Source organism: Pacificibacter marinus (genome assembly GCF_018860665.1).
Classification (GTDB): domain Bacteria; phylum Pseudomonadota; class Alphaproteobacteria; order Rhodobacterales; family Rhodobacteraceae; genus Celeribacter; species Celeribacter marinus_A.
On record NZ_JAHKPK010000025.1, the window covers coordinates 96,557 to 122,645 of the forward strand.

Below are 26,089 nucleotides of genomic sequence, written 5' to 3' on the forward strand. Positions count from 1 at the left end.
AGCATATGTAGGTCTGAGCCCATATGCCCCCAAAATGACGATTTATCCAATTCATGATTAATTTCCAGACGATCCTAAGCGAATTTATTACCCTTTGGGTCGTGATTGATCCTATCGGCACTCTTCCCGTCTTTATCGCCGCGACAGCCTCGTTGAACCCTCGGCTTTCCAGAAAAGTCGCCATACGTGCGACTGCGACAGCTTTCGCGATTTTGTTGGTGTTTATTGTCTTTGGTCAGGTTGTGCTGGACGCGCTTGGCCTCGGTTTGCCATCGTTCCAAATTGCTGGCGGCCTTGTGCTGTTTCTCTTTGCCATGACGATGATTTTTGGGGATGGGAAACCCCAACAGGAAACGGGGCAGACATCCCCAGAAACGAAATCCCTATCTTTGCACGCACGCCGCGTGGCAGTCTTTCCCTTGGCGATGCCATCTATCGCCTCGCCGGGTGCCATGTTGGCGGTGGTCATGTTAACAGACAATGATCGTTTTTCAGTGGCCCATCAAATGATGACAGCCACGGTCATGACCCTCATCTTGATCATCACACTGGGTATACTGCTGGCTGCGCGCCCCATTTTGCGGATACTGCGCGACACAGGGGCTGCAATTGTCAGCCGTGTGATGGGCATGATTTTAGCAGCAGTTGCGGTCGACACAGTGCTGCAAGGTTTTGTGGCCATTGGCGTCATTCCAGACTTCTAACGCCCCCGAACACCTAATGTCATGAACGCCGTCGCAGAAGTATAATTGCAGCGATTTGTCGTTGATCTGCTGTTAAAGTCCCAATTTAGCGGCTGCCCAGCTTGTCTTTCAAGCGCAGCTCGATCTCTGGCGTGACGAATTTGGACACGTCACCGCCAAGGCGTGCGATTTCTTTGACCAGTTTAGAGGCAATCGCCTGATGCCGCGCTTCGGCCATTAAAAACACGGTTTCGATACTATCGTCCAGCGCTCTATTCATGCCAACCATCTGATATTCATATTCAAAATCGGCGACAGCTCGCAAGCCTCGTACAATGATTGACGCCCCGACATCCGCCGCACATTGGATCAGCAAGTTTTCAAACGGGTGAACAACCACTTCGCATCCCGTATCTTGCGACAATTGTGCGCAAATCGGCTCAAGCATGGCCACACGTTCCTCAAGAGAAAACAATGGTCCCTTGGATCGGTTGATTGCGACACCAATCACCAAACGATCCACCAAGGCACAGCCTCGGCGGATGATATCAAGATGACCGTGAGTGACTGGATCGAAGGTTCCAGGGTATAGCCCAATGCGCATCGCATTCTCCTTTTGCTTGAGCGAACGCAACAATATTGCGCCCCCAATTGCAAGCACAAGTCGACAGTTTTTCACCTCAGCTTGAAACTGTCACCGCCCCACATCAAAGCATTCACTGAACAGGGCCTCTACCCCATTCTGACAGACAAAGCTCTCAGCAATGGCGATAGAGGGTGATGGATCATTCTCGCTCCATCAATGCCCCATAATCATGCCCTCAAGGGCCGAGTTTTCCATCGCAAGCTGCGACAACCGCGCGGACACCACATCGCCGATAGACACAAGGCCCACCAATTTTCCGCCATCGACCACAGGCATGTGGCGAAAACGCCCCGAGCTCATGCGTTCAAGCACGGCCAAAGCGGTGTCATCGGACACGCATGTTTGTAGCTTTGTCGTCATCAAGTCGGACACTTTGCGCTTCAACACGCTTGCGCCTTCTTTGCCCAGCTCACGCACAACATCACGTTCGGACAAAATGCCATCAAACCCGCCGACTTTGCTTTGAACAATAACAGCACCGATTTTTTTCGATGACAAAAGCTCTGCAGCTGCGGCAATCGTCATATCTGGTCCGATTGTAACAATCTCTGCAATGTCTTTTTCTTTTAGAATCTGACCGACTAACATAATTCCTCCTTAATTGTCCTGCTCCCACCTTCAGCGTCCGTCAGACAGCCTCATGTGTCAAGCATCACCTTCAAGCTCTTCGACGACAATTTTCATCTCACTCACCAAAAGATCGGCAAATCGCGTAAGGCGTTCCACCTTGCGATCATCCGCATGACGGATCAAATAGAAAGCCCGCTTGAGCCGAAAATCGTCAGGCAAAATGCGCACCATGCGTTGAACATGTGGTAGGCAAAAATCATGCACGACACCGACCCCCAAACCCGCTTTGATCATGTGCAACTGCACCGACACCGTATTCGATGAAAAATCCGCCGTGGCACCACCGATACTGTCTAAGTAGTCGAGTTCTTTATCAAAAATCAAATCGGGGACATAACCGACAATCTTATGTTTTTTCACATCATCTAGGGTTTCGATCTCGCCTTCTTGCTTCAGATACCAGCGCATCGCCGCCAGTGAGAGGTGATAATCCGTTATCTTTTGCACCAAAAGACGCCCCGTTTGCGGCGCACTGACAGAAATCACCAGATCCGCTTCGCGCTTGGACAGGCTGATCACCCGCGGCAAGGCCACGACTTGCACCTGCAAATCAGGATGCTGAGCCGCGATGCGCGCCAAGACTTTAGGCAAAACAAAATTTGCACAGCCATCTGGTGCACCCAAACGGATCACCCCGTTCAATGTGTCCCCCTTGCCTTCCAAATCAGCCGCGCCCAAGGTCATGGCCTTTTCCGCGTCTTCCGCATGGGTCAACAATCGTGCACCGTCACGTGTCAAATCATACCCCTGTGGAGACTTGGCAAACAATGTCACGCTCATGCCGTGCTCAAGACGTGCCACCCGCCGCCCCACTGTTGCAGGGTCCATTTTCAGTGCGCGTCCAGCCCCAGACAGGCTTTCGGTGCGTGCCACAGCCAAAAACACGCGTATATCATCCCAATTCATCTACTCACCCCGTATTTATCTGCTCAAATGCACATCGCCTCACAGGGTTTTGCATTTTTGCATTTCTTTTTTGAATTATTGCCTCTTTTTCAGACATTTTCGCAAGAGTAGATTGGAAAAAAATGCCTTAGGAGGATTTCATGCAAGAGCTCACTCACTACATCAACGGCGCGCACGTCAAAGGCACATCTGGCCGCTTTGCAGACGTTTACAATCCAGCCACAGGCGAAGTTCAAGCGCGTGTGCCGCTTGCGACCCCTGATGAAGTTGCAGACGCGGTTGAAAAAGCCGCGATTGCGCAAGTGGAATGGGCCAAAGTGAACCCACAACGTCGCGCCCGTGTCATGATGAAATTCGGTGCCTTGATCAATGAGCACATGGAAGAGTTGGCCGAACTCGTTGCACGTGAACACGGCAAAACCATCCCAGACGCCAAAGGCGACGTCCAGCGCGGTTTGGAAGTGGTCGAAGTGTGCATGGGCGCGCCTGCGATGCTCAAAGGCGAATTCATGGACAGCGCAGGCCCAGGCATCGACTTGACCTCTATGCGCCAAGCTTTGGGCGTTGTGGCAGGCATCACGCCGTTCAATTTCCCTGCGATGATCCCGCTGTGGAAAATGGCCCCTGCGATTGTGTGCGGCAACGCGATGATCTTGAAACCCTCCGAACGCGTGCCCTCTACAGCTTTACGTTTGGCGGAATTGTTTTCTGAAGCGGGTCTACCTGATGGCGTGCTGCAAGTGATTAACGGCGATAAAGAAGCTGTTGATACCCTGCTCGACAATGACACGATCCAAGCAGTCGGCTTTGTTGGCTCAACGCCAATCGCGCAATACATCTACGGTCGTGCAGCCACCAATGGCAAACGCGCGCAGTGTTTTGGCGGCGCGAAAAACCATATGATCATCATGCCGGACGCGGATCTCGACAAAGCATCTGACGCATTGATCGGCGCTGGTTTTGGCGCGGCAGGCGAACGCTGTATGGCGATTTCTGTGGCTGTGCCCGTGGGCAAAGACACGGCTGACAAACTCGTTGCGAAATTGCTGCCCAAAATCGAAGCCTTGAAAGTCGGTCCTTATACGGCGGGCGACGACGTGGATTATGGGCCTGTGATCACCTCCGCATCCTTGGAACGCATCACAGGCCTTATCGCCTCTGGTGTTGAGCAAGGCGCGACGCTGGCCATCGACGGGCGTGATTTCGCGTTACAAGGCTATGAGAACGGCTATTTCATCGGCCCAACACTGTTTGATGACGTGACCCCGGACATGGACATCTACAAAGAAGAAATCTTTGGCCCTGTATTGACCACAGTGCGCGCAGACAATTACGAAGACGCGCTCAAACTGGTCATGGACAACCAATACGGCAACGGCACCGCGATCTATACCGCTGACGGTGACACAGCGCGTGATTTTGCGTCTCGTGTCAATGTGGGCATGGTGGGCATCAACTTCCCGATCCCAGTGCCTTTGTCTTACTTTTCGTTCGGCGGCTGGAAAAAATCAGCCTTTGGCGATTTGAACCAATACGGTCCTGACGCGTTCAAGTTCTACACCAAGACGAAAACCGTCACATCCCGTTGGTATTCTGGCATCAAAGATGGCGCTGCGTTGAATTTCAAAGCGCTCGATTAAGCGCTAAACTACACAAATACGATTAATGAGGCGGGTTGTCGTTAGAAAGCCCGCCCTTTTCTATTCAATTTCCAACATTCGTTTCAAAACAGGATTTCAGCTGAACTTGGTGACCTTGTCACAGACAGCCCCGCGCCACTTATGCGATGTTCAATAAAACATCAGGGGAGTTACACCATGTTTTCTAAGAATGTCGGCAAGATTGACCGTATCATCCGCATCGTCGTCGGAGTCGCGCTTTTGGCTGGGTTTGTGATCAACGCAGACGCAGCTTACCGCTGGCTCTACCTCATCGGTATCGTGCCCTTGGTCACGGGTTTGATGAGCAGTTGCGCTTTGTATTCCCTCATCGGGATCAACACCTGTAAAATCAAAAAATAAAGGCTCAACGCGCTTTGCGCTACCCTGCTTCAGACAGGGTTTCCAAAGCGCTGCGATCCGTCAACGTGACTGCGCCTCGGGCGGTGGAAACCCATCCGCGGCGCTGGAACTCTTGCAATTGCCGCGAAATCACTTCGCGTGCTGTGCCCAGCTCTGCGGCCAGTTGCGCATGGGTCGCTGACAACTTGTCATCTGGTCCTGCCAGTTCCACCAGTTTATGCGCCAGACGAATATCGACCTTTTGAAAGGCTATTTCTTCGATCACATGGAACAAATCAGTAATGCGGCGCGAATAAGCTGAGAACACGAAATTCCGGAACGATTTCGAGCCAGCCACAAGATCATCAAACACAATACGCGGAATCGCTACCGCTTTGACGTCGGTCTCTGCAATGCCTTCGGCGGCGTAGTTTTCATAGGCCAACAGACAGGCTGTCGTCAGCACACAGCTTTCGCCCGCATGTACGCGGTACAGGACAATCTCGCGCCCGCCTTCTGTAATCTGTTGCACACGCACGACGCCGTCCAGCAACAGCAATAGGTTTTCAGGCGAATTCCCAGGGCCAAACAGCACGGTTTTTTGGGGCAGATTCACGATCTGAGATTTCGACACCAAGGTGTTGCGCAAGCTGTCCTCAAGCTGAGACAGCCCTGCAAATCTATCAATCCAGTCCATAGTCGCCTTTGCCTTTGTGCATAACCAAAACGGCTATGTTCATTGCCTTGTTGTTTAAAACGACGTGGCCTCTGTCACAATTTCAGTCAACAAGTCTTCAACCATTTGCATCGGGCCTTCGGGATAGTCACGATGACCTATTGTCACCTTACCTGCTTGGTCGGCAACGAAAATAGAAAATGGACAATGTACGATGTTCATCGGGTCCGCTTCCATCACCTTGCGCGACACTACGGCTGAGCAAAATAAAAATATATCTGCGTTGTCGAACAGAACCACATCAGACCCCACGGTCTCACGGGTGCGTTCCAACATTTCGCCTGTGTGCGAGCGGTAGTCGATCACCAAACCTTTTGACACGATGGCGTCTTCAACCGCGAATGCCGCGTCCTCGAACGTGCCATCGTAGTCATATAAAATCGCCTCACCGGCGCTGGCTTGTGAGGCAATTCCGAAACTCAGAACGAGAGCTAACAGATTATTTCTCATGACAAAATCCTTTCTAGCTTGATCATAGCATAGATCAACGCTGCAAACGAATAAAGGCGGCATCACGCCGCCTTTGTCCAAAGATCGCTCAAAAATTACTGCGACACAGATTTCAAATATTCAATCACAGATGCAATTTCACTGTCCTTTTTCAGGCCTGCAAAACTCATCTTTGTTTTCTTGAACACGGATTTCGGTTTGGCCAAGAACTCTGATATCAAAGCCTCATCCCAAACACGGCCTGCGTCTTTTGCCGCCAATAGGTCATTGGAATATTTAAACCCATCCACATGGGCGACGGATGCCCCAACCACGCCGTTCAACATCGGCCCGACCCTGTTTTTTGCGCCCTCGCCCACTTGGTGACAGGCTTTGCATTTTTTAAAGACCTTTTCACCAGCTGCCGCCAGATCGGCGTCAAAGGCTGCGATGACCGCTGGAGATTCTTCAGTCGTGACAGGAGCCACCTCAACAGCGGCTTCTTGCACCGGTTCAACCACGGTGTCAGGCGTGTCTTCTATTGGCGTCACATCCAACACAGCGGCGCGCATGGTGATCTCGACCGTATCTTTACAATTCTCATAACAGGCCGTCTCAGATGTAAAATGCGCGTATTCGGTGACAGTGCGGTCATCGACGATAAAACCGCCAGCATTCGGCATTTCAACGTCAAGAAAGTTCTCATTCGAGAGGACAAAATCGTCATCCACCAGATCGTTGGAATACAGTATATAGGCGACCATGGCATAGACATCGTCATCCGATAGGGTCTGCGCCCCGCCGAAGGGCATAGAACGGCGGATATAATCGTAAGTTGTTGACAGATATGGCCAATATGACCCTATCGTTTTCACGGGGTCTTCGCGATCCAAGGTGTTCATGCCCCCCGAAAGCTTAGGCCAATTGTCCACGCCTTCGGCAAACTCACCGTGGCAACTTGCACAAGTCTCAGAGAAAATCTCTTCGCCATATTCAACAGAGCCAGATCCAACAGGCAGCCCCGTGCCATCGGGCGCGATGTCTTTGTCCCAAGCCGCGATTTCCTCAGGCAGTGCGACACGCCCCACCCCAAGGCCTGCGGCCAGAACGGGCGCGCTAAGGCAGCCAGTGGTGATCGCCGTTACAAGTGCCAGTTTAAGATACTTCGACATTTTCGGCCTCCCCGTTTGCTTTGACCCACCACGTTTGAATGCAGTTGTTATGATAAACCGAATTGAGCCCACGCACCTCGCGCAGCTGCGTTTTAGTCGGTTGCACATAGCCGGTGTCGTCATGGGCGCGGCTTTGCAGATACATTTCTGAGCCATCCCAATCGATATCCAAATAGAACCGTGTCAGCGCCATCGGCTGACCGGGGGCGGCCAAACGGGCCTTTTGCCACGTTTTGCCGCCATCAATCGTCACATCAACCCCAATGATGGCCCCACGGCCAGACCACGCTAGACCTGTGATCACCAAAGGCCCTTTGCCATGCGCGATCGGCGCTTGTGGACTGGGCGAGGTAACGACAGATTTGGCATCCATCACCCATGTCCATTTGCGCGCTGTGCCGTCTTCTAATGTGTCAGTGTATTTCGACGTTTCTTCACGCGATTCAATGGCTTGATCGGTGATCTCAATACGGCGCAACCATTTGATCCACATATTGCCTTCCCAACCGGGCACGACCAAACGCACCGGATAGCCGTGCTCTTTACGCAGGGCTTCGCCATTGGCTTTGAAGGCTATCATCACATCATCAAGCGCCTTTTCCAGCGGAATAGAGCGCCCGTTTGATGAGGCATCTGCCCCCTCGACGTAAACCCATTTGTCTTTGAAATCACCTGCGGCAGTCAGGCCCGCCTCGTTCAGCAAGCTACGCAAAGATACGCCCGAATATTCCATATTATGGATCATGCCATGGGTGAACTGCGCGCCATTCAACTGCGCGCCCGCCCATTCCATGCCAGTGTTGGCAGCACATTCCAAAAAGAACGTCTTGTTGATGCGGGGGAAGCGTTCCAAATCGGCATAGGTGAACACAAGCGGAGTATCGACCAATCCGTGGATCATCAAGCGATAGTCACTTTTGCTCAGCTCAATCGCCCCAGAGTGATGCCGTTCAAACGCGCAGCCTTGGGGCGTGATCGTGCCATCAAGGGCATGAATAGGGGTAAAATTGATCGATGAAATCGTGTCTGCCGTGAGCCAAGCCACATTGCGACGGATCACATCGCTTTCAAATTCGATGGGCAATCCGTAAGGCGTCGCATCAACCCCATCCCCCGTGCCTGAAGCCCAATCTTGAACCTCGGTGATCAGTGGATCGGGGATATCTTGACCACTGGCGGCACTGGCGGCAAGCCCCGCGCCCGTGGCCGCCGCCCCACGCAAAAACGCGCGCCGCGATGGGGCTTGAATTAGTGTCGTTTCAATCCGTTTGTCAGTCATGGGGATGTCTCCCTTATGCATTCTTTCATTCAACTATGTGAATGAAACTGAGGTTTAAAAACCGCCCTGCCAGATCGGCAAGACGGCCAATAGATTTAAGCGCCGACGACTTTCACCGAGGTGTTCTCGGTCGGGTGCACGGTGCCAATTTTGCGAATATGATCTTCGACCACATTCCAGATTTCGGGACCTTCAGTGCCCTCATTGACGGATGCCCAGCCCGCAACGACATATGATTTCGAAGGGTCCAGTTGCTCACCGGTTTTCAGCATAGTGATGTCCGAAATTCGCGACCCCTGCGGTTTGGTCACATCGATACGGTAGCCAAGCCCACCAAGGCGCACCATATCGCCACCCTGCTGATAATAGGGGTCAGGATTAAAGATATTATCGGCCACATCTTCCATGATCGTTTTGATCAATTCACCTGTCATTTCAGTGCGATAAACATTGGGGTAAGTCATTGAGGTGGTGTTAAAGATGTCCTCGCGGGTGATCTGATCGCCGGGCATCAATGACGGCCCCCAACGCACGCCAGGGCTGAGCGCGATGTCAGCCTCGCGTTCAGACAACAGCGCGTCACAAATCAGATCATCCCATGTGCCGTTGAAATTGCCACGACGGTACAAAACGCCATCAGTTTCGCCAATCACTTCGGACATGGCTGCCTCATATGGGGCGCGCTGTGCGTCGATCAATTCGGTGACAGCTTTGTCAGGCTCGATCACGTCAGAGAAAATAGGGATCAACTTATGTCGGAAGCCCATCATCCGGCCATCGCGCACATCCAAATCCACACGAGACACAAATTTTCCGTTGGACCCAGAGGCGACGATGATCGTCTCGCCCACCAAAACAGGTTCCGGCAAGGCGTCATGGGTGTGCCCCGACAAGACAACATCGATGCCTTTGACCAGTCCAGCCATTTTTTTGTCCACGTCAAAGCCGTTGTGCGACAACAGAACCACCAATTCGGCCCCCTGCCCACGCACCTCGTCAACGACCTCTTGCATGCGCTCTGTGCGGATGCCGAATGAATATTCGGGGAACATCCAACCGGGGTTGGCGATGGGCATGTAAGGAAAAGCCTGCCCGATGACAGCGATTTTCACCCCGCCACGTACGAAGAATTTGTAAGGCTCGAAATCCTCGGCAGGCTCGTCCCATTCCGCGTCATAGATATTGGCACCCAAGGCAGCGAACGGCAAGTCCTGCACAATATCGCGCACACGATCAGACCCCAGTGTGAATTCCCAGTGAAAGGTCATCGCATCAGGTTTCAGCGCGTTCATCACATTGACCATGTCTTGGCCTTCGGTGTGATAACAGGTGTAGGACCCATGCCATGTGTCCCCTCCATCCAGCAGCAACGCATCGGGGCGCGCAGCGCGGATCGAATTGATCACGGTCGACACGCGGTCTAAACCGCCCACTTTGCCATAGGTCTGTCCCAAAGCTGCGAAATCATCGGACGTCAGCGCATAATGAGACGCTGATCCGTCATCGATGCCGTAAAGCTTGCGAAAATCCGCACCGGTGATATGCGGCACTTGGCCTTTGTTGTCGCCCACACCGATATTGATGCTGGGTTCGCGAAAATGGATCGGTTTAAGCTGCGCATGGATGTCGGTCACATGAATCAAAGACACATTGCCAAAAGTGTCAAAATCCAACAACTGATCTTGGGTCAAAAGCTGTTGCGCAGCCAAACGCGACCAATCGCCAAATCCTGACGCACCAACCACGGCAGAAGCGGCCATGGACACCTGAAGAAAATCACGACGATTGATCATATTTGGCTCCGAAAATCGCAAGGGTCGCGCGCGACCTCTTATGCGTAAACTTGAATATATAATTAGAAAGAAGACCCCGCTCAGACATATCTCTGGCGGGGTCTTCTATGACTTAGTTGCGCACAGACGGTCCCTCGACCGACAGTCCATTGCCACGTGACGCGACATACAACTCAAGTGCAACGAACTCAGGCGAACCAGCGTTAAAGGTCTCGGCGCGCGTGTCGCGGATACAGCCTTTAAAGCGTGAATGCGACCCGTTGAGCTTGGTGTTTTTCAAACGATATGTTGGAAAACCGTTGATCTGACCTTGCGACAGATGATCGGCGCGGATCATATTGCCATAATTGTCTTCGTGACAATTGGCACAAGACAATTCAAGCTGACCAAAACGCGTGTAATACATCTCTTTGCCCTGCTCCCATGTGGATTGAGCAGGCCCATCGATCGCAACATTGATCGGTGTGCCGCGCGCCGCAACCGCAAGCATAGCTTCAAAATTCAACATTGCAGCGCTGTCGTACTTCTCTGGCTCCGCACCCATTTGCGTCGTCAAACAATCGTTGATCTGCATCTGAATAGTACGAACTTCGCCCGCGCTTTCATTCCATTTCGGATATGTGGCACGCACTGTGGACAGGCTTTCAGGACCGTTATGACAATCAGCGCAGGCTTTGCCCTCTGACCCCATAACCGTCTCAAATTGGTCAAGGCCAACTTCAGCGCCCAACATGCCGGGATTGTCAAAATCATCCATTTGCATCGCTTGCGTCCCATCCGAACGAAAGCGCCATCCAGATAGAATTTCGTCAAGACTGTCTGACAAATGGGCTGGCGCGGCGGTTTTGGTAACGATCTCTAGCTCGCCATTGATGACCAGTTCGGCCTCTTCATCTGCAAGCACAGGTGCTGCAAATACCAAAGCCGAAAGCGCCGCCGTGCCAAGCACTCTGCTAAGCAATTTCGTTTTCATGCGTGTCTCCTCCCTAAGCGCTTGGTTTATGCGATTGCGATAGCTTTAGCGTCTTCATAGATATCGCCGTCATCGTCATACCAAGTGAATTTAAATTCGCCAGCTTCGGGAACCAAAGCGTCGAATTCGAAATATGGATTGGTCGAAATGGCCGCTTCCATTTTAATATCGATCACGGACTGACCGTTGAAATCGCAGGTAAAACGGTTGATGATCGAACGCGGAATGATGTTGCCATCACCGTCTTTGCGTTGACCAGATTCCATGATGTGAGAGATGAGTGTCTTGATGGTGATTGTCTCGCCAGCTGCTGCCGACTTGGGGACTTTCACGCGGGGTTTTACACCTGATGCCATTGATAGGGTCTCCTAGATTAGTCGGTTAAGTTAGCCGCCGCAGCCGCCGATGGTTACTTTGACAGTGCTCGATGCTTTCACAAAAGAACCATCTGCCATTTTGGCAATCGCAACAACGTCTTGCGTCCCCGCCAAACGCATCCGCGTAGACGCAGATTGCGACCCAGCCAATGGACCAAAGTTAAAGGTCGCCACGCCAGGTGTCGGGTTTGCGGTCGCCAAAACCATAATAGAAACGGCCCCAGGCGCATCAACTGACACAGGCACAGTGTTGCCGTTTTCAGCAATCTCAGGTGCGGTCAAAGTGATACCACCAGAACCGATTTCTGCACCACCCGTAAAGGCGGCAATCGCATCGTCAGCGGCAGCAACAGCGCGCAAAGGCAATAATGAAGCAGCCGTCGCCCCAAGCCCAAGCGCAAGAGCGTCACGTCGTGTGAGATTCATAGTGTTCTCCTCAAAAATTCCAGCCAGCTCAAAGCGATTACTCGTCTTTCAGCGTCATAAGGTAGGCGACCACATCTTCGATCTGCTGCGCACTCAAAAGCGGTGGCAAATCTCCTGTTGCGGCTTTGCCTGTGTAGGCATCGCCCGGACGAATGTAGCCATTTGTTTTATAAAAAGCGGGCATGATTGTGCCCTCAAAGGTCATCTTGGCGTTGGCCACGATGCCCCTGACTTCAGCTTCTTCCCAACGCGATCCCACACCATCAAGCATGGGGCCGATTTCGCCGTGGAAAGAGATGTCGTCATAAGCCTCAGCCGCGTGACACGCCACGCAGTTGCCGAGACTTTTAGATGTCAAGATTTCGCGTCCCTTTTCAGCGTTGCCAGCAACACCAGTCAAAGAGTCTGCGATTGCGCCATCAACATAGGCAACGTCATTTGGCGTTACCTCTGCGAGTGCGGCACCAGCCGTTAGGCCAAGTACGACGAGTGTCGTTGCGATGCGTTTCATGTCTCCTCCCTAGAAAGACTTGTGTATTGTCAGATACCGTAGACCAGCATTTCGCATTGGCGCAAGAACAAATTCAAAAAACAGAATTTTAATATTTGTAAAAGCGATCAAATCGCAAAACGGACGAAGGATGTTATCTTATTAGAATCATTGAGCGTCAAGGCGCAGTGTACCTGCCTTTTGCTGCTGTGCCACGCGGTCTGCATGATATTTTTGAAAGGGCACATCGGTGTCATAGCCCTGCTCAAGCACCCAAGCCATCATATTATAGGTGGTCATACGGCCAAAAGCGCCGGGCACAGTGGACACAGCCGCCTCAGGCGCGCTTAACCCCTTAGGGACCTCTTGGGGAAAGAAAAAGGTCGTGGGCGTAAACAAAGCCCGCCATTTTTGCACCATGTCCTTTTCGGACAAGACCTCCCCATCGAAATCAGTCACCTCTACGTCGCCAAACATGTTGATCTGAACGACAAAGAAATTGTCCTCGATCATTTGCGTCACTTCCGGATCGGGAAACACCTCTTCGTGCATTTTGGTGCAATAGATGCAGCCACGCTGCTCGATCATCACCATCAAGCGCTTGCCCTCGGCTGTGGCCTCTTCCAAATCTTCACGCAGGTCTTTGAACGTTTCGCGCAGCCATGGCGCTTTGTGCAAACCGTCATCCCCCAATACGGCGGCAAAAGCTGGGGTTAATGTGCAGGCAAAACCAAGCGCGAGCGCGCCAAAGGTGCGACGTGAGATATGAAACATTTTATAGGCTCCCAGTTGATCCGATTTTGGTGAAGGCCGGAAAGGTTTCCAACATCCAAGCCGCGATCATATTGACAGAATTGGTTAGAATAAGAATGGCGAAGACAATCAAAAATGCCCCCATGAGTTTTTCAACCTTGGGCAAATGACGTCTGAATTTAGCCGCGAATTTCAAAAATGGCTTGATAAACACAGCCGCCACAACAAACGGCAGGGTCATCCCGACGCCGAAAACCAGCATCATGATCAAGCCCTTCACAGCGGTTTCTTCAACCGAAGCGGTAAAGACCACCGCCGTCAAAACACCGCCCACGCAAGGCGTCCAGCCCGCAGCAAAGGCCAGCCCGACAACGTAAGAGCCAAACACGCTCATGTTCGAGGTATCGCCCGCATCCATCTGGAACTGGCGATTTAAAATGCCAATTCGAATAACACCTAAGAAATGCAGCCCCATGACAAACACGATGCCACTGGCGAGGATGCGAAACAGATCTTGTTGGCCGCGAAACACCTGCGAAAAGGAAAACGCGGCAGCACCAAGAGCGACAAAAACCGTGATAATACCAAGCGAAAACATGATAGATGATATGACAGCACGCTTGCGCAGGCCTGGCGCCAATTGACCATCCTCAGAGATTTCTCCCATCGATGTACCCGCCATATAGGACAGGTAAAACGGCACGATGGGCAGAATGCAGGGCGAAAAAAACACAATCAGCCCCCCTAGAAAAGCGGAGACCACCGTCACATCTAACATATTATTCCTCCCTCGGCCTTACCTGCGCGAGGTGTTTTGCGCAGTGAAAACCTTGTGTTATTCACATATTCAAATTATGTTGATTGTTAAGCAGACGTCAACAAACATTCTTTGCAATCAAATCCAGTGGTCTCGACATCCTTATGCAAACACGTCGTTTCATTCTAGCCCGTTTTTTGTGCATCCCCCTTGTGATGTTCTTTGGCGCAGCTGCCGCAGATCAAGCCGAGAAAATGGCCCCCCTTTCAAAAACCAGTACGCAGCTGATCATGGTGGAACAGGACGGATGCATCTATTGCGCGCGCTGGAATGCAGAAATCTCTGACATCTATCCCAAAACGCCAGAGGGCAAATTTGCCCCGCTGCGCCGCATGGATCTGCGCGCCGAGCCTCCAAAAGACATCACATTCAAAGGGCCACTCGCGATCACGCCCACATTTGTTTTGGTCGAAAACGGTGTCGAACAAGCACGGATCGAGGGCTACGGCGGCGATGAAATGTTTTGGGCGATGCTGACTGTGACGTTGCAAAACCACAGCGACTTCGGCGAGGAAGCCACTGAATAAAAATAGAAATAATAAACGGGAGGACACTGATATGAAACGCATTTTCACCGCCTTTGCCCTAATGACTGCGACGGCATACCCAAGCTTTGCCCAAGACGATGACGCCTTTGTCACCTTCAAAGTGCTCAAACCCGAAGTGGCCCGCGTGGCCGCGATGGAAAGCTGCCGCGAACAGGGCTATCAGGTCGGCGTTATGGTTGTTGACCGCTTTGGTATCCCGCAAGTGTATCTGCGCGACCGCTATGCAGGTTTGCACGTGTTCGAGACCGCGCGCCGCAAAGCTTGGACGGCCGTGTCTTTTCGCACCTCGACATTAGACCTTGCCACCATCACGGCCCCAGGCGAGATGATGGCGGGCATCCGCGAACTGTCAGAACCCCTCGCGCTTGGTGGCGGGCTGATGATCGAAGCCGCGGGTTCTATTGTCGCGGGTATTGGTGTATCAGGGGCACCAGGGCCGGATATTGACGAGCGCTGTGCTCAAGACGGGATTGATGCGATATTGGATGATATCGCGTTTTAACAATAAGGGACTGGGGCGATGACCTCTTCTTTGCCAGTGTTTTCGGACGATCTATCTGACGCAGAACTCGACAAAATGATGTCGAGTGCCTGTGACGCTTCAAACTTGCTCAAAGCGCTGTCTCACGAGGGGCGCTTGATGATTTTGTGTCACCTCGTCACGGGGGAAAAATCGGTCACAGAGTTGGAAGACCTGCTATCTGCCCGCCAAGCTGCCGTCAGCCAACAACTGGCAAGGCTACGCCTTGAAGGGCTTGTGACCCCACGGCGCGACGGCAAAGCAATTTATTATTCCTTGACCGATGATCGCCCCAAACGCATCCTTGAAGTTATCTACGACCTGTTTTGTGGCGCAGATAACGGTGCGGAAAAGCGCGGCAACTAGCCCCGCCTCTCCCACCGATAGGGAGGACATATGCTTGATATTTTAAGTCCGGGCGCATTGGCGGCCCTGATCGGCTGTGCTGGAGGCATTGGACTTGGCTTGGCTGCGCGGCTTGGGCGTTTTTGCTCTATGGGTGCAATTGAGGATGCCTTATACCAAGGCTCATATATCCGTGCGCGCCAATGGGGTGTGGCGATTGGCGTGGCAATCATCGGTGTATTCACTCTTATCGGGCTTTCTGGCTTTGACCCAACGGCGTCCCATTTCTTAGCATTGCGATGGTCCCCTGCGGCGTCCATTCTGGGCGGGTTGATGTTCGGATACGGCATGGCCTTGGCCGGCAACTGCGGCTTTGGGGCATTGGCGCGCCTTGGCGGCGGCGACCTGCGCAATTTCGTCATCGTGATCGTCATGGGGCTGTTCAGTTATATGGCGTTGAACGGGCCACTGGCAGAGCTGCGCGTTGTTTTATTTCCGCCTGCGCCCGCGCAAAACCCTGCTGGCATCGCGCATTGGCTCAATGGGTACGGCGTGCCTTTGGTGCCTGCAGGACTAAGCATCGGCCTTGCCGTTCTTATCCTTGCGCTGAGTTCAAAATCGTTCGTGTCTGACCCAAAATCCATTCTGTGGGGCGGCATTGTTGGCTTGGCAATCACCTCTGGCTGGGCAGGCACTGCTTGGCTGTCACATCTTACGTTTGAGGCCGTCCCCCTTGCGTCCCATTCCTTTGCCGCGCCCATTGGCGATACGCTGTTTTTTCTGATGATGTCTTCGGCCACGACGCCAAGCTTTGGTATTGGATCTGTGGCGGGTGTGTTGATCGGTGCGGCCATTGGGTCGCGGATCAAAGGTCATTTCAGATGGGAGGCCTGCGATGATCCACGCGAATTGAAACGCCAAATTGGCGGGGCAGCTTTGATGGGTGTCGGCGCGGTTTTGGCCTTTGGTTGCACCATCGGGCAAGGCATTTCCGCCATGTCAGTGCTGGCCTTTTCGGCCCCCATCACAGTGGTGGCCATTATCGCTGGCGCCGCATTGGGCCTGCGACACCTGATTTACGGCTTTTCACCCGTCACCTGATCAACGCCGCATAAGCACCTGAAGATCAGCGACATTCGTGCCCGTCGCGCCGATTTTCAACAGATCTCCCGCCGCCTCAAGTCCGTGATAGCTGTCGTTGCGCGCCAAGATATCATTGAGGTCCACACCTGCCGATTTGAGGCGCGCAAGCGTTGATCCATCCACAAGACCGCCCGCCGCATCCGTTGGGCCATCGCGTCCATCGGTGCCTCCAGACAAGAACACATAGTCGTCAAGCCCACGTTCACCGGCAAGCTTTGCCACACGCAGCGCCAATTCCTGATTGCGTCCGCCAAGCCCTCGGCCAGCAAGTTTTACAGTAGTCTCGCCACCGAACAGAAATATGCCGGGCTCGCTGGCACAGTCTAAAATCACATGGGCTGCGGCGTCCACGTCACCCTCAAGAGGCGTTGGAAACAGGTGAACCCCCTGCCCCACACCGCCGCAAGCACGCGCCATCGCCGCGACAGACCGCGCGTTCGATCCAATCAAAATGGTTTCACTATCAGGCAACGGTCCAAGGTCTGGCTCGACCTGCAATAAATGTTTGCGCACAGATTCAGGCAATCTGTTCCAAACCTGCAATGACTTCAAAGCTGCGACAGCATCCGCGCGCGTTCCAATAGGCGACACAGATGGGCCAGAGGCAATGGCACGCAAATCGTCATCCACCACATCGGACAGAACCAAAGTGGTGACAAACGACGGGCTGGCCGCACGCAAAAGTCCGCCACCTTTAAGACGCGACAGCTGCTGGCGGATCAAATTCATCGTGACGATATCAGCCCCAGAGGCGAGCAAAAGCGCATTCACTGCGGCCTTGTCTTCTAGGTTGACCCCCATAACGGGCGCGGGCAGCAAAGCAGACCCACCGCCAGAAATCAAAGCGATAACATCGCCTTGGGCCATGCTCAGCACGCTCTCAACCCGCTGGGCGGCACGTGCACCTTCAACATCAGGGACAGGATGCGCGGCTCCACGGACTTCAGCGCCATCAAGGGGTTCCGCGTTCTCGTAATTGGTCACGACCAAAACAGTTTCAGCCTGGACATGTTTCATAGCAGCCTGCGCCATCGTGCGCGCAGCCTTACCAACGGCAACGATGGCAGGGCGTACAAAAGTACGGTTTTTCAAGGCCTCTTCGACAGCACTGGCCGGATCGGCTTCACCAACTCCCGCCATAAACACTTCAAAAGCACGTTCGCGCATTTCGGAAAAATTCAAGGGCGTCGTCGGGGCGTTCATATCAATCTGCATACTCTAATTATCACATGCAAGTGCACCCGCGTCCAGCAGCTTGCAATACGACGTGACACAGGCCAGTTTAAACCCATGACACATGACATGAATGCACCACATCCCGCAGACCTTGCACAATTTTCAACCATTGCATGGTCCGCATTGGTCCCACAGATCGTCGCGGACAAGCGCAAAGCGCAAGTTGCGACACTGTCGACCGTCGGTCAAGGTGGTGCACCCGCAGCCCGCAGTGTCGTTTTGCGTGCCAGTGACAGGTCACGTGCATCTGTTGATATATTCACGGATGCCGCGACCCCAAAATGCGCTGAAATCACCAATGACCCCCGCGCGGCGCTCACCCTTTGGCGTGAGGATTTACAACTACAATTGCGTCTGTCTGGCACGATCGAGATTGTTGAGGGGCTTGAGGCGCAAGCCGCATGGTCGGCCTTACCCGATCTGGCCTTGCCCAACTATGGCGTGACCCCGCCCCCGGGATCAGACATTCCAACAGCCACATCCTATGCGCGCCAGCCTGATCAGGCTCGCTTCGCAATCCTACGTATGACCTTGTTCGACATGGATGTGGTGTCTTTGGCTGCGCCTGTTCATACCCGCGCATACTATGAGCGCCGCGATGGCTGGCGCGGTGTGTGGCGCGCGCCTTAAGCCTGCGCCGCATTCTCACCGCCAGCACACATCAATAAGCGCGCTTAGGCCAGCGTTACAATAACGGTTTGACTGACAAAATCTGCCCTGAATAAAGAACAAACATGTCTATTCGCATGATTGGTCAACTTAGAGGTAAATGAGGGGATAAGGCCATGCCTAAACCTTTGTTATATCTCTTATTCATAAGAGCAAAGGTAATTTACTGGAAAGTAAATGGTGCGGTCGAGAAGACTCGAACTTCCACGGGTGTTACCCCACAGCGACCTCAACGCTGCGCGTCTACCAATTCCGCCACGACCGCACAGTCTTGACTTGGTGAGGCGTATCTAACGAAGGTGCGGATGGATGGAAAGGCCAAAAATGATCTTTGTAGGAAAAAAATGACAAGCCAATGACGCCACCAAATGTCATCGTCTTTTCGACCTGATGTGGATTTAGGCAAACCCTTTTGGGTCGAAGTGTTTGGGCGCAAGAGATTGAGCTCCATTGCCTGCGGACCCGAATGAATGAGCATTGCAGCCGAGAAACGTGCTGGCGCGAAAGCTGCGATCAAAATTTCGGATGGGCGTGACATTCCAATGCCAAGCACCTATGTCCCTGTGCTCAAGGAGGCAGGGTTTTGCCCTGATACACTATGGTTGAATGGAAAATCTCAGACGGCTTGACCGATTACGACACGGCGCTGGCCGCTATGGAAGCGCGTGCGGATGCGATTGCCAAGGGTGAAGAGGATGAGCTGATATGGTTGGTCGAACACCCGCCTTTGTACACAGCCGGCACATCCGCCAAGATCGAAGATCTCGTGCAACCAGATCGCTTCCCTGTTTATAACACGCGGCGCGGCGGGCAATATACCTATCACGGGCCTGGGCAACGGGTCGCATACGCTATGCTTGACCTGAACAAACGCGGGCGCGATGTGCGCAAATTTGTACATGACATGGAAACATGGGTGATCGCGGCCTTGGCGGAATTCAATATCAAAGGTGAAATTCGTGAGGGGCGTGTCGGCGTTTGGGTTGAACGCGACGACAAACCGCTGACCGTGACGGGCAAGAAGGCCGAAGACAAAGTGGCCGCAATCGGGTTGCGCATTCGAAAATGGGTGTCATTTCATGGATTGTCGATCAACGTCGAGCCGGACCTGTCGCATTTCGATGGCATCGTGCCTTGTGGCATCACAGAATATGGCGTGACGTCTTTGGTGGATTTGGGCCTGCCGGTCACCATGGATGATGTGGATATAGCCTTGCGTCGTGCCTTTGACGATGTGTTCGGAGATGCGCCAGACCCGCAGTAAAAACCGAAAAAAGCCGCGCTATCGTATCGCTTATTCACAAATAATGCCCAAGAACGGCGCCAAACGCGCCCTGCGACAATCTCGAACTCGCATCTTAAGATACAAGCGCTATTGTCTATACAACCGTAAACGACTCACGTTGGAGATTCCGATGACTAAGATGTTCGCTCTCACTGCCGCTGCCCTTTTAGCCACGACATCTGCCTATGCAGGTGACGCCGTCAAAGGCGAAAAAGATATGAAAAAATGTAAAGCCTGTCACACGGTCGAAAATGGCGATGACGTGATTTTCAAAGGCGGCAAAACCGGTCCGAACCTTTATGGCGTGATCGGGCGTACAGCTGGAACAGAAGAAAGCTTTACAAAATACGGTGACGACTTGGTTGCGGTCGGTGCGGCAGGTCTGGTTTGGACCGAAGAGCTTTTGGTTGAATATGTGCAAGATCCAAAAAAATTCTTGAGCGCGCAGCTTGATACGGCGGCAAAATCCAAAATGTCGTTCAAACTCAAAGACGCCTCAGACGTTGCCGCTTACTTGGCGTCCGTTGGACCCGCTGTCGAAGAGATGCCAGTGGAAGACATGCCAACAGAAGACGCGGCCCCTGCCGAGTAAGAAGGCCTCACACAGATAGATTTTGAAACGCTGCCCTTCGGGGCGGCGTTTTTTTATGGCGCATCGATTCCCCGAATGCTTGCGCATAGCGCTATGTCCCCCCAAGACACCACGGCACAAACCACCAGATCACAGCCCTCTATCGAAAGCCATGCCCCTCGCAACACGCGTCGAATCCCCGTGAGGCGGCAGCCGGTATCAAAATTCAAGCCACATGAGACACTTTTTCACCCCATGGGGCGCGTTGACACATTGCCCCAGCGATATATTGCCTTTAAGACCATACGCAATTCCGTGTGGTGACTCTGTTTGGTTGCAGCGCGGATTAACGCATAGCTTAAGCATAAATCGGGAGGACCGCATGGCAGACGCAGCCATTCACGGCCACGAACATGAAGACAACCGCGACTTCTTTACGCGCTGGTTCATGTCAACGAACCACAAGGATATCGGCATCCTTTACCTCATCACCGCTGCGGTGGTGGGCTTTATCTCTGTCGCCCTCACAGTTTACATGCGCCTTGAGCTCATGGAACCGGGTGTGCAATTCATGTGTCTTGATGAGGCCGGCAACGCAGCCGCGCGCCTGATCTCTGGCTTTGGCGGCGACGAATGTGCGCCAAACGGGCACCTTTGGAACGTTATGATCACCTACCACGGTGTTTTGATGATGTTCTTTGTGGTTATTCCAGCGCTCTTTGGCGGTTTCGGTAACTACTTTATGCCGCTGCAAATCGGCGCGCCGGACATGGCCTTCCCACGCTTGAACAACCTGTCTTACTGGATGTACGTTTGTGGTGTTGCTTTGGGCATCGCGTCCTTGTTCGCCCCTGGCGGCAATGGTCAAGCGGGCTCCGGCGTTGGTTGGGTTCTCTACCCACCTTTGTCCACCTCTGAAGCGGGCTATTCCATGGATCTCGCGATCTTTGCGGTCCACGTTTCAGGTGCCTCGTCCATCCTTGGCGCGATCAACATGATCACGACATTCATGAACATGCGCACACCAGGCATGACATTGTTCAAGGTTCCATTGTTTGCTTGGTCGATCTTTGTGACCTCTTGGTTGATCCTTTTGTCTTTGCCTGTTTTGGCGGGCGCGATCACCATGTTGCTGACAGACCGCAACTTTGGCACATCCTTCTTCCAACCTGGCGGCGGCGGCGACCCGATTTTGTACCAACACATCCTGTGGTTCTTCGGACACCCAGAAGTGTACATCATCATTTTGCCCGGCTTTGGCTTGATCTCTCACATCATCGCAACCTTTGCCCGCAAACCCGTGTTCGGCTACTTGCCGATGGTTTGGGCGCTGATCGCGATTGGTGGTCTTGGCTTTGTTGTGTGGGCGCACCACATGTACACAGTCGGCATGTCGCTCAGCCAACAGACATACTTCATGATGGCAACCATGGTTATCGCCGTGCCAACAGGGGTTAAAATCTTCTCTTGGATCGCCACCATGTGGGGCGGGTCGATCGAATTCAAAGCGCCTATGGTTTGGGCTTTTGGCTTCCTCTTCCTCTTCACCGTTGGCGGCGTGACAGGCATTATCTTGTCCCAAGCGGGCGTGGACCGTGCTTACCATGATACATACTACGTTGTGGCGCACTTCCACTACGTGATGTCCTTGGGTGCGATCTTCTCGATCTTTGCCGGTATCTACTTTTACTTCGGTAAAATGTCTGGCCGTCACTACCCTGAATGGGCTGCACATCTGCACTTCTGGATGATGTTCATCGGCGCAAACTTGACCTTCTTCCCACAACACTTCTTGGGTCGCCAAGGCATGCCACGTCGCTACATCGATTACCCAGAAGCCTTCTCGCTTTGGAACAAAGTCTCTTCTTACGGTGCATTCTTGTCCTTTGCGTCATTCATCTTCTTTATCGGCATCGTGATCTACTCCCTTAAATGGGGCAAACGCGTCACCGAAAACAATTACTGGAATGAATACGCAGATACACTCGAATGGACCCTACCGTGCCCACCACCTGAGCACACATTCGAGACCCTGCCAAAACAAGAAGACTGGGACAAAGCGCCAGCGCACTAATCCCTCTTTGATCTAAACAAAGGCCCCGCAGATGTTGCGGGGCCTTTTGTCTTTATGGGTCACAGGTGTTGGTTCAGCTTAACAGTTACTCGTGATCCGTCACGCAAGCCCCATGATCCCCTAAACTGCTCAGCACATAACAGTCTCCAGTCGTCCCCTGCCCTGTGCAACCGTCCGATATCCGCGTCAGCTCTTGCTCCAACCTTTGCAATCGCACGATCTTGTCTTTCACCAATTGCCGTTGCGCTCGCGCCAATTCACCTGCCTCTGCACAAGACCTATCGGGGTGCTCTTGCAACGCGATCAAGTTCGCGATGCCATCCAACGAGAACCCAAGCTGACGCGCATGTTTCACGAACGCCAACCGTTCCAAATCACTGTCCCGATAGCGCCGCTGATTACCCGCACTACGTTCGGCCTCATTCAAAATTCCGATCTCTTCGTAATAGCGAATGGTTGGGACTTTGACCCCAGAGCGTTTGGACAGCATTCCGATAGACAACATAAAAACCTCTTGAACCTCTAGTCACTAGAGAGATTAGACATACTGCAGACAAAAGAAAAGGACGACTCACATGTCTGCATGTTGCGATAACAAGGCCAAATTTGATGGGCTATCAAAAGATTACAAACGCCGCCTTTGGGCCGTCGTGGCCATAAACGCTGTGATGTTCGGTGTTGAAATGAGCGCAGGGCAAGCTGCCGGATCACAAGCCTTACAAGCCGATGCTTTGGATTTTCTTGCAGATGCCGCCACATATGGGCTATCTTTGGCGGTGATCGGCGCGGCAATTTCGGTGCGCGCTTGGGCTGCTTTTGCTAAAGGGATCAGCCTGTTATTGATGGGGATTTGGGTGTTCTCTATGACGGCCTATCAATTTCTTTTCTTAGAGCTGCCCATGGCCCCGCTGATGGGAAGTATCGGCTTCTTAGCGCTCGCAGCCAATCTGGTCAGCGTTATGCTTTTGGTGAAATACAAAGACGGCGACGCCAATGTGCGCTCTGTTTGGCTGTGTTCGCGCAACGACGCCATCGGTAATATCGCAGTGATGATTGCAGCTGCGGCGGTCTGGATCACCCAAACTGCATGGCCTGATTTGGTCGTCGCCCTGTTGATGGCAGGGTTATTTCTGTCATCTGCGTGGCAAATTCTGCATCAATCAGTTACCGAATTACGGCAGCACCGGCATAGCTAAAACTTGCACAGGGCCTCACAACGATGTGGGGCTTTTCATTCACGATAAAACCGATACAACCATAAGTAACACGAGGAACGTCGAAAACAGTTATGCTCACACCATTTGGCACCAATATTTGGATCGCAAAAGGGCCAGTTCTGTCAACGGCAGGGTTTAAATACCCGACACGCTGCGCCATTGTCCGGCTTAGTGACGGCAACTTGGTGATTTGGTCGCCAGTCACTTTAACGCCGGACCTTAAAGAAGCCGTAGATGCCCTTGGTCCTGTTAAAGCCTTGATTGCACCGAATTCGTTTCATCACGTGTTCTTCAAAGATTGGGCTCTCGCTTACCCATCAGCCAAATGTTTTGCTGCTCCGCGTCTTGAGAAAAAACGCTCAGACATCAATTTCGATGCAACCCTGACCGATGCCCCTGATGTGATCTGGATGGGTGAGCTGGCGCAGGTGATTATGCGCGGCAATATGGTGACCGACGAAGTGGTATTTTTTCACAAGGCCAGCGGCACAGTGTTGTTCACCGATATTTTGCAACAGTTCGACAAAGGCTGGTTCACCGGATGGCGTGCCATCGTCGCGCGATTGGATTTGATGGAAGGCACAGAACCCCAAGTGCCACGCAAATTTCGCTTGGCGTTTCGGGATCGCGACGCGGCCAGAGCGGCTGTGAAAACCATTCTTGGTTGGCCCGCCACGCAGGTGCTTATGGCACATGGGCGCCCTGTAACCAAAGACGCAAACCGCTTTCTGAAACGCGCTTTCGCTTGGCTTATGGCCTAGTCAGGACCGTGGACAAAATCATATGCCTTATGAATGGACACCAGATCATCAAACGCTCGGGACTTTGCCTGATCAAGCCACGACTGAGCCATTGATACGTTTGGATATTTGGCCACATCGTTCCATGCCAAACGCAGGCTTCAAAGCCGCCATTTGGGTGATGTTCTTGGCGGGTTGTTTGCCTGTACTTGCGTTTATCGGCACAGCGGCGTTTTGGGTCTTATTGGCGGGCCTCCTGATCACACTGGCTGCTCTATGGACGGCTTTGCGCCTTTCAGATCGCGAACGCCTGCGCGAAGAGCTGTTGATCTGGCCTGACAAGGTGATCTTGACCCATTGGACAACAAAGAACTTGCGCAAAGAGTGGCAAGCCAATCCCTATTGGATCAAACTACATCTGCGCGCAGAGGGCGGTCCCGTCAACCAATATTTGACCCTATACAGCAGCACGACAGACAAGGGGCGCGCCGTCGAATTGGCCGCATTTTTATCACCAGAAGAGCGCCAAACCCTGCACCAGAATTTGACCTATGTCTTGAGCCAACTCAAATCCAGGTAGGGCATAATCCGACCTTATGATTGCCTATGCCGCCTCAGACTGTTCCGCGTGAATCATCGCCATTTCAGCCAGTTCATCTGCGGTCAAATGGTCAAACATTTGGCGTGGCAATCCCTCCAATCGTTGCGGGGTCTCAGCATCTATTTTAGCCAAATACGCAACTTCTGCAGCCTGGCGGGTTTCAAGCAAAGATGAAATCAAACGTGTCGTCACAGAATCCTCCCAAATCAAATGCAGGGCCAAAACATAAGCCCCCAATTCGATTGAGGATGTCCGAGACATCTTAATAAACCGCAAATATAAAAAAGACGCTCCTGATGAGGCGGCAAACGCAAAAGACCGCCGAAGCTCGGCGGTCTTTTCAATTTGTCATTTATCTAAGCAAAGCGCACTCAAAAGCGCATTTTTGCGAATTAAGCCAATTTTTCTTTCACGCGCGGCCCAACAGCACCAAAATCAATCTGACCGGTGTACTTGCTTTTCAGCGCGCCCATCACCTTGCCCATGTCGCGGATCGACTCAGCACCAGAGGTCGAAATCGCATCATCGATCGCTTGTGAAACCTCAGCATCGGTCAATTGACGTGGCAAAAAATCACCAATCACGATGATCTCAGCGCGTTCTTTTTCGGCCATTTCAATGCGGCCGCCTTCGTCAAATGCGCGAGCGCTTTCTTTGCGCTGCTTGACCATTTTCTCAAGAATACCAAGGACATCTGCATCAGATACCCCTGCATCATTGCCTTCACTGCGCAGCGCGATATCGCGATCTTTGATCGCAGCGCTGATCAACCGCAATGTCGACAGGCGTGCTGCGTCTTTGTCTTTCATAGCCGCCTTTAAAGCCGTGCTAAGTCGCGTTCTTATATCCATTGGTGTCTCATCCCCTGAGCCATTGCAAGTCCTCACCCTACCCAAAAGAGCGGCAATTAACAACATCTTAACTCAAAGGGTAACCCATTGAAAAATATAGACAACAGAAACTTCACGGAAAATAGCAACACGCGCTTGACGCCCCCCGCTGCTTTCCTTAGTTTCCCGACAATTTTGGG

The 26,089-nt window shown here is 52.6% G+C and carries 33 protein-coding genes and 1 tRNA gene; 15 read left to right on the forward strand and 19 right to left on the reverse strand.

Annotated elements, in window-relative coordinates; translation table 11 throughout:
- Positions 1 to 53 precede the first annotated feature (53 nt).
- Entirely contained in the window at positions 54 to 704 is a 651-nt protein-coding gene (locus KO497_RS07720; protein ID WP_215943388.1) for a MarC family protein, read from the forward strand.
- Positions 705 to 789: 85 nt separating this feature from the next.
- On the opposite strand, the gene coaD is transcribed toward KO497_RS07720, so the two are convergent.
- The 3 genes from coaD to KO497_RS07735 all read right to left on the reverse strand — a co-directional run bounded on the left by coaD (position 790) and on the right by KO497_RS07735 (position 2,865).
- On the reverse strand, positions 790 to 1,287 hold the full coding sequence (coaD, locus tag KO497_RS07725) for a pantetheine-phosphate adenylyltransferase (protein ID WP_215943389.1): 498 nt from the start codon (positions 1,285 to 1,287) through the stop codon (positions 790 to 792).
- A 195-nt stretch (positions 1,288 to 1,482) separates the two neighbouring features.
- On the reverse strand, positions 1,483 to 1,917 hold the full coding sequence (locus KO497_RS07730) for a CBS domain-containing protein (protein ID WP_215943390.1): 435 nt from the start codon (positions 1,915 to 1,917) through the stop codon (positions 1,483 to 1,485).
- A 57-nt stretch (positions 1,918 to 1,974) separates the two neighbouring features.
- Positions 1,975 to 2,865 (reverse strand): LysR family transcriptional regulator, encoded by an 891-nt coding sequence (locus KO497_RS07735; RefSeq protein ID WP_215943391.1) that lies wholly within the window; start codon positions 2,863 to 2,865, stop codon positions 1,975 to 1,977.
- A 140-nt stretch (positions 2,866 to 3,005) separates the two neighbouring features.
- On the opposite strand from KO497_RS07735, the gene KO497_RS07740 reads away from it, so the two are divergent.
- Together KO497_RS07740 and KO497_RS07745 are read left to right on the forward strand one after the other, a co-directional pair.
- Complete coding sequence (locus KO497_RS07740) at positions 3,006 to 4,505, forward strand: CoA-acylating methylmalonate-semialdehyde dehydrogenase (protein ID WP_215943392.1); 1,500 nt, start codon at positions 3,006 to 3,008, stop codon at positions 4,503 to 4,505.
- A gap of 177 nt (positions 4,506 to 4,682) precedes the next feature.
- Positions 4,683 to 4,886 (forward strand): YgaP family membrane protein, encoded by a 204-nt coding sequence (locus KO497_RS07745; protein WP_215943393.1) that lies wholly within the window; start codon positions 4,683 to 4,685, stop codon positions 4,884 to 4,886.
- Between the two features lie 19 nt (positions 4,887 to 4,905).
- Here KO497_RS07745 and KO497_RS07750 read toward each other — a convergent pair whose 3' ends face one another.
- The 11 genes from KO497_RS07750 to KO497_RS07800 all read right to left on the reverse strand — a co-directional run bounded on the left by KO497_RS07750 (position 4,906) and on the right by KO497_RS07800 (position 14,071).
- On the reverse strand, positions 4,906 to 5,562 hold the full coding sequence (locus KO497_RS07750) for a Crp/Fnr family transcriptional regulator (RefSeq protein WP_215943394.1): 657 nt from the start codon (positions 5,560 to 5,562) through the stop codon (positions 4,906 to 4,908).
- 54 nt (positions 5,563 to 5,616) lie between these two features.
- Positions 5,617 to 6,051, reverse strand: a complete 435-nt coding sequence (locus KO497_RS07755; RefSeq protein WP_215943395.1) for a DUF302 domain-containing protein — start codon at positions 6,049 to 6,051, stop codon at positions 5,617 to 5,619.
- A 95-nt stretch (positions 6,052 to 6,146) separates the two neighbouring features.
- Positions 6,147 to 7,202 (reverse strand): c-type cytochrome, encoded by a 1,056-nt coding sequence (locus tag KO497_RS07760; RefSeq protein ID WP_215943396.1) that lies wholly within the window; start codon positions 7,200 to 7,202, stop codon positions 6,147 to 6,149.
- Positions 7,186 to 8,481 carry a sulfite dehydrogenase gene (soxC, locus tag KO497_RS07765; protein WP_215943397.1) on the reverse strand — a complete coding sequence of 432 codons (1,296 nt, stop codon included), beginning with the start codon at positions 8,479 to 8,481 and terminating at the stop codon, positions 7,186 to 7,188. The genes KO497_RS07760 and soxC overlap by 17 nt, the downstream gene beginning before the upstream one ends.
- Before the next feature lie 95 nt (positions 8,482 to 8,576).
- Positions 8,577 to 10,274, reverse strand: a complete 1,698-nt coding sequence (gene soxB, locus KO497_RS07770) for a thiosulfohydrolase SoxB (RefSeq protein ID WP_215943398.1) — start codon at positions 10,272 to 10,274, stop codon at positions 8,577 to 8,579.
- Between the two features lie 112 nt (positions 10,275 to 10,386).
- Positions 10,387 to 11,247, reverse strand: coding sequence for a sulfur oxidation c-type cytochrome SoxA (gene soxA, locus KO497_RS07775; protein WP_215943399.1), 861 nt, complete (start codon positions 11,245 to 11,247; stop codon positions 10,387 to 10,389).
- Between the two features lie 26 nt (positions 11,248 to 11,273).
- Positions 11,274 to 11,603 carry a thiosulfate oxidation carrier complex protein SoxZ gene (gene soxZ / locus KO497_RS07780; protein ID WP_215943400.1) on the reverse strand — a complete coding sequence of 110 codons (330 nt, stop codon included), beginning with the start codon at positions 11,601 to 11,603 and terminating at the stop codon, positions 11,274 to 11,276.
- A gap of 30 nt (positions 11,604 to 11,633) precedes the next feature.
- Positions 11,634 to 12,050 carry a thiosulfate oxidation carrier protein SoxY gene (gene soxY, locus KO497_RS07785; protein ID WP_215943401.1) on the reverse strand — a complete coding sequence of 139 codons (417 nt, stop codon included), beginning with the start codon at positions 12,048 to 12,050 and terminating at the stop codon, positions 11,634 to 11,636.
- Between the two features lie 37 nt (positions 12,051 to 12,087).
- A complete protein-coding gene (gene soxX, locus KO497_RS07790; RefSeq protein WP_215943402.1) occupies positions 12,088 to 12,561 on the reverse strand; it encodes a sulfur oxidation c-type cytochrome SoxX in 474 nt (157 codons plus the stop codon).
- Positions 12,562 to 12,708: 147 nt separating this feature from the next.
- Entirely contained in the window at positions 12,709 to 13,314 is a 606-nt protein-coding gene (locus KO497_RS07795; protein WP_215943403.1) for a thioredoxin family protein, read from the reverse strand.
- Between the two features lies 1 nt (position 13,315).
- Positions 13,316 to 14,071: a cytochrome c biogenesis CcdA family protein gene (locus tag KO497_RS07800; protein ID WP_215943404.1), complete on the reverse strand. Its 756-nt coding sequence runs from the start codon at positions 14,069 to 14,071 to the stop codon at positions 13,316 to 13,318.
- Positions 14,072 to 14,214: 143 nt separating this feature from the next.
- Here KO497_RS07800 and KO497_RS07805 point away from each other — a divergent pair, with 143 nt between their 5' ends.
- From KO497_RS07805 to KO497_RS07820, 4 genes are read left to right on the forward strand one after another with little or no spacing between them, the layout of a single operon-like run.
- Positions 14,215 to 14,637, forward strand: coding sequence for a thioredoxin family protein (locus tag KO497_RS07805; RefSeq protein ID WP_252729564.1), 423 nt, complete (start codon positions 14,215 to 14,217; stop codon positions 14,635 to 14,637).
- A gap of 31 nt (positions 14,638 to 14,668) precedes the next feature.
- Positions 14,669 to 15,160, forward strand: a complete 492-nt coding sequence (locus KO497_RS07810; protein ID WP_215943405.1) for a GlcG/HbpS family heme-binding protein — start codon at positions 14,669 to 14,671, stop codon at positions 15,158 to 15,160.
- Positions 15,161 to 15,178: 18 nt separating this feature from the next.
- Entirely contained in the window at positions 15,179 to 15,544 is a 366-nt protein-coding gene (locus KO497_RS07815; RefSeq protein WP_215943406.1) for an ArsR/SmtB family transcription factor, read from the forward strand.
- A gap of 30 nt (positions 15,545 to 15,574) precedes the next feature.
- A complete protein-coding gene (locus KO497_RS07820; protein WP_215943407.1) occupies positions 15,575 to 16,624 on the forward strand; it encodes a YeeE/YedE family protein in 1,050 nt (349 codons plus the stop codon).
- Here KO497_RS07820 and KO497_RS07825 read toward each other — a convergent pair whose 3' ends face one another.
- Positions 16,625 to 17,869 carry a glycerate kinase type-2 family protein gene (locus KO497_RS07825; protein ID WP_215943408.1) on the reverse strand — a complete coding sequence of 415 codons (1,245 nt, stop codon included), beginning with the start codon at positions 17,867 to 17,869 and terminating at the stop codon, positions 16,625 to 16,627.
- Positions 17,870 to 17,968: 99 nt separating this feature from the next.
- On the opposite strand from KO497_RS07825, the gene KO497_RS07830 reads away from it, so the two are divergent.
- On the forward strand, positions 17,969 to 18,532 hold the full coding sequence (locus KO497_RS07830) for a pyridoxamine 5'-phosphate oxidase family protein (RefSeq protein ID WP_215943409.1): 564 nt from the start codon (positions 17,969 to 17,971) through the stop codon (positions 18,530 to 18,532).
- Positions 18,533 to 18,749: 217 nt separating this feature from the next.
- On the opposite strand, the gene KO497_RS07835 is transcribed toward KO497_RS07830, so the two are convergent.
- A tRNA-Leu gene (locus KO497_RS07835) sits at positions 18,750 to 18,836 on the reverse strand.
- A 205-nt stretch (positions 18,837 to 19,041) separates the two neighbouring features.
- Here KO497_RS07835 and KO497_RS07840 point away from each other — a divergent pair.
- The 4 genes from KO497_RS07840 (at position 19,042) to KO497_RS07855 (ending at position 22,501) form a co-directional block, all read left to right on the forward strand.
- The gene (locus KO497_RS07840; protein WP_215943410.1) at positions 19,042 to 19,200 is read left to right on the forward strand and encodes a hypothetical protein; all 159 of its coding nucleotides are present in this window, start codon (positions 19,042 to 19,044) and stop codon (positions 19,198 to 19,200) included.
- Entirely contained in the window at positions 19,170 to 19,835 is a 666-nt protein-coding gene (gene lipB / locus KO497_RS07845) for a lipoyl(octanoyl) transferase LipB (protein WP_215943411.1), read from the forward strand. Before KO497_RS07840 ends, lipB begins: the two co-directional genes overlap by 31 nt.
- A gap of 151 nt (positions 19,836 to 19,986) precedes the next feature.
- Positions 19,987 to 20,448 (forward strand): c-type cytochrome, encoded by a 462-nt coding sequence (locus KO497_RS07850; RefSeq protein WP_215943412.1) that lies wholly within the window; start codon positions 19,987 to 19,989, stop codon positions 20,446 to 20,448.
- A 361-nt stretch (positions 20,449 to 20,809) separates the two neighbouring features.
- Complete coding sequence (locus tag KO497_RS07855; protein ID WP_215943413.1) at positions 20,810 to 22,501, forward strand: cytochrome c oxidase subunit I; 1,692 nt, start codon at positions 20,810 to 20,812, stop codon at positions 22,499 to 22,501.
- 85 nt (positions 22,502 to 22,586) lie between these two features.
- Here the strand turns inward: KO497_RS07855 and KO497_RS07860 are convergent, their stop codons facing one another.
- A complete protein-coding gene (locus KO497_RS07860) occupies positions 22,587 to 23,006 on the reverse strand; it encodes a MerR family transcriptional regulator (RefSeq protein ID WP_215943414.1) in 420 nt (139 codons plus the stop codon).
- 70 nt (positions 23,007 to 23,076) lie between these two features.
- On the opposite strand from KO497_RS07860, the gene KO497_RS07865 reads away from it, so the two are divergent.
- The 3 genes from KO497_RS07865 (at position 23,077) to KO497_RS07875 (ending at position 25,038) form a co-directional block, all read left to right on the forward strand.
- On the forward strand, positions 23,077 to 23,697 hold the full coding sequence (locus tag KO497_RS07865) for a cation transporter (RefSeq protein ID WP_215943415.1): 621 nt from the start codon (positions 23,077 to 23,079) through the stop codon (positions 23,695 to 23,697).
- A 92-nt stretch (positions 23,698 to 23,789) separates the two neighbouring features.
- Positions 23,790 to 24,479, forward strand: a complete 690-nt coding sequence (locus KO497_RS07870) for a DUF4336 domain-containing protein (RefSeq protein WP_215943416.1) — start codon at positions 23,790 to 23,792, stop codon at positions 24,477 to 24,479.
- Positions 24,480 to 24,501: 22 nt separating this feature from the next.
- Entirely contained in the window at positions 24,502 to 25,038 is a 537-nt protein-coding gene (locus KO497_RS07875; protein ID WP_215943417.1) for a DUF2244 domain-containing protein, read from the forward strand.
- A gap of 24 nt (positions 25,039 to 25,062) precedes the next feature.
- On the opposite strand, the gene KO497_RS07880 is transcribed toward KO497_RS07875, so the two are convergent.
- Complete coding sequence (locus KO497_RS07880) at positions 25,063 to 25,320, reverse strand: hypothetical protein (protein ID WP_215943418.1); 258 nt, start codon at positions 25,318 to 25,320, stop codon at positions 25,063 to 25,065.
- A 131-nt stretch (positions 25,321 to 25,451) separates the two neighbouring features.
- Positions 25,452 to 25,910 (reverse strand): GatB/YqeY domain-containing protein, encoded by a 459-nt coding sequence (locus KO497_RS07885; RefSeq protein WP_215943419.1) that lies wholly within the window; start codon positions 25,908 to 25,910, stop codon positions 25,452 to 25,454.
- Positions 25,911 to 26,089 lie beyond the last annotated feature (179 nt).

Excerpts from the sequence above, each read along its gene's own strand:
- KO497_RS07880 (WP_215943418.1), bottom strand. The coding sequence starts at position 25,320 with ATGTCTCGGACATCCTCAATCGAATTGGGGGCTTATGTTTTGGCCCTG.
- KO497_RS07815 (WP_215943406.1), top strand. The coding sequence starts at position 15,179 with ATGACCTCTTCTTTGCCAGTGTTTTCGGACGATCTATCTGACGCAGAA.
- KO497_RS07755 (WP_215943395.1), bottom strand. The coding sequence starts at position 6,051 with ATGAGAAATAATCTGTTAGCTCTCGTTCTGAGTTTCGGAATTGCCTCA.
- KO497_RS07840 (WP_215943410.1), top strand. The coding sequence starts at position 19,042 with ATGAGCATTGCAGCCGAGAAACGTGCTGGCGCGAAAGCTGCGATCAAA.
- KO497_RS07870 (WP_215943416.1), top strand. The coding sequence starts at position 23,790 with ATGCTCACACCATTTGGCACCAATATTTGGATCGCAAAAGGGCCAGTT.
- KO497_RS07860 (WP_215943414.1), bottom strand. The coding sequence starts at position 23,006 with ATGTTGTCTATCGGAATGCTGTCCAAACGCTCTGGGGTCAAAGTCCCA.
- KO497_RS07865 (WP_215943415.1), top strand. The coding sequence starts at position 23,077 with ATGTCTGCATGTTGCGATAACAAGGCCAAATTTGATGGGCTATCAAAA.
- soxB (WP_215943398.1), bottom strand. The coding sequence starts at position 10,274 with ATGATCAATCGTCGTGATTTTCTTCAGGTGTCCATGGCCGCTTCTGCC.
- KO497_RS07850 (WP_215943412.1), top strand. The coding sequence starts at position 19,987 with ATGACTAAGATGTTCGCTCTCACTGCCGCTGCCCTTTTAGCCACGACA.
- soxA (WP_215943399.1), bottom strand. The coding sequence starts at position 11,247 with ATGAAAACGAAATTGCTTAGCAGAGTGCTTGGCACGGCGGCGCTTTCG.
- KO497_RS07760 (WP_215943396.1), bottom strand. The coding sequence starts at position 7,202 with ATGTCGAAGTATCTTAAACTGGCACTTGTAACGGCGATCACCACTGGC.
- KO497_RS07750 (WP_215943394.1), bottom strand. The coding sequence starts at position 5,562 with ATGGACTGGATTGATAGATTTGCAGGGCTGTCTCAGCTTGAGGACAGC.
- soxC (WP_215943397.1), bottom strand. The coding sequence starts at position 8,481 with ATGACTGACAAACGGATTGAAACGACACTAATTCAAGCCCCATCGCGG.
- KO497_RS07810 (WP_215943405.1), top strand. The coding sequence starts at position 14,669 with ATGAAACGCATTTTCACCGCCTTTGCCCTAATGACTGCGACGGCATAC.
- KO497_RS07805 (WP_252729564.1), top strand. The coding sequence starts at position 14,215 with ATGCAAACACGTCGTTTCATTCTAGCCCGTTTTTTGTGCATCCCCCTT.
- KO497_RS07720 (WP_215943388.1), top strand. The coding sequence starts at position 54 with ATGATTAATTTCCAGACGATCCTAAGCGAATTTATTACCCTTTGGGTC.
- KO497_RS07795 (WP_215943403.1), bottom strand. The coding sequence starts at position 13,314 with ATGTTTCATATCTCACGTCGCACCTTTGGCGCGCTCGCGCTTGGTTTT.
- KO497_RS07745 (WP_215943393.1), top strand. The coding sequence starts at position 4,683 with ATGTTTTCTAAGAATGTCGGCAAGATTGACCGTATCATCCGCATCGTC.
- KO497_RS07740 (WP_215943392.1), top strand. The coding sequence starts at position 3,006 with ATGCAAGAGCTCACTCACTACATCAACGGCGCGCACGTCAAAGGCACA.
- KO497_RS07735 (WP_215943391.1), bottom strand. The coding sequence starts at position 2,865 with ATGAATTGGGATGATATACGCGTGTTTTTGGCTGTGGCACGCACCGAA.
- soxZ (WP_215943400.1), bottom strand. The coding sequence starts at position 11,603 with ATGGCATCAGGTGTAAAACCCCGCGTGAAAGTCCCCAAGTCGGCAGCA.
- lipB (WP_215943411.1), top strand. The coding sequence starts at position 19,170 with ATGGTTGAATGGAAAATCTCAGACGGCTTGACCGATTACGACACGGCG.
- KO497_RS07885 (WP_215943419.1), bottom strand. The coding sequence starts at position 25,910 with ATGGATATAAGAACGCGACTTAGCACGGCTTTAAAGGCGGCTATGAAA.
- KO497_RS07820 (WP_215943407.1), top strand. The coding sequence starts at position 15,575 with ATGCTTGATATTTTAAGTCCGGGCGCATTGGCGGCCCTGATCGGCTGT.
- coaD (WP_215943389.1), bottom strand. The coding sequence starts at position 1,287 with ATGCGCATTGGGCTATACCCTGGAACCTTCGATCCAGTCACTCACGGT.
- KO497_RS07825 (WP_215943408.1), bottom strand. The coding sequence starts at position 17,869 with ATGAACGCCCCGACGACGCCCTTGAATTTTTCCGAAATGCGCGAACGT.
- KO497_RS07855 (WP_215943413.1), top strand. The coding sequence starts at position 20,810 with ATGGCAGACGCAGCCATTCACGGCCACGAACATGAAGACAACCGCGAC.
- KO497_RS07830 (WP_215943409.1), top strand. The coding sequence starts at position 17,969 with ATGAATGCACCACATCCCGCAGACCTTGCACAATTTTCAACCATTGCA.
- KO497_RS07875 (WP_215943417.1), top strand. The coding sequence starts at position 24,502 with ATGCCTTATGAATGGACACCAGATCATCAAACGCTCGGGACTTTGCCT.
- soxY (WP_215943401.1), bottom strand. The coding sequence starts at position 12,050 with ATGAATCTCACACGACGTGACGCTCTTGCGCTTGGGCTTGGGGCGACG.
- KO497_RS07800 (WP_215943404.1), bottom strand. The coding sequence starts at position 14,071 with ATGTTAGATGTGACGGTGGTCTCCGCTTTTCTAGGGGGGCTGATTGTG.
- soxX (WP_215943402.1), bottom strand. The coding sequence starts at position 12,561 with ATGAAACGCATCGCAACGACACTCGTCGTACTTGGCCTAACGGCTGGT.
- KO497_RS07730 (WP_215943390.1), bottom strand. The coding sequence starts at position 1,917 with ATGTTAGTCGGTCAGATTCTAAAAGAAAAAGACATTGCAGAGATTGTT.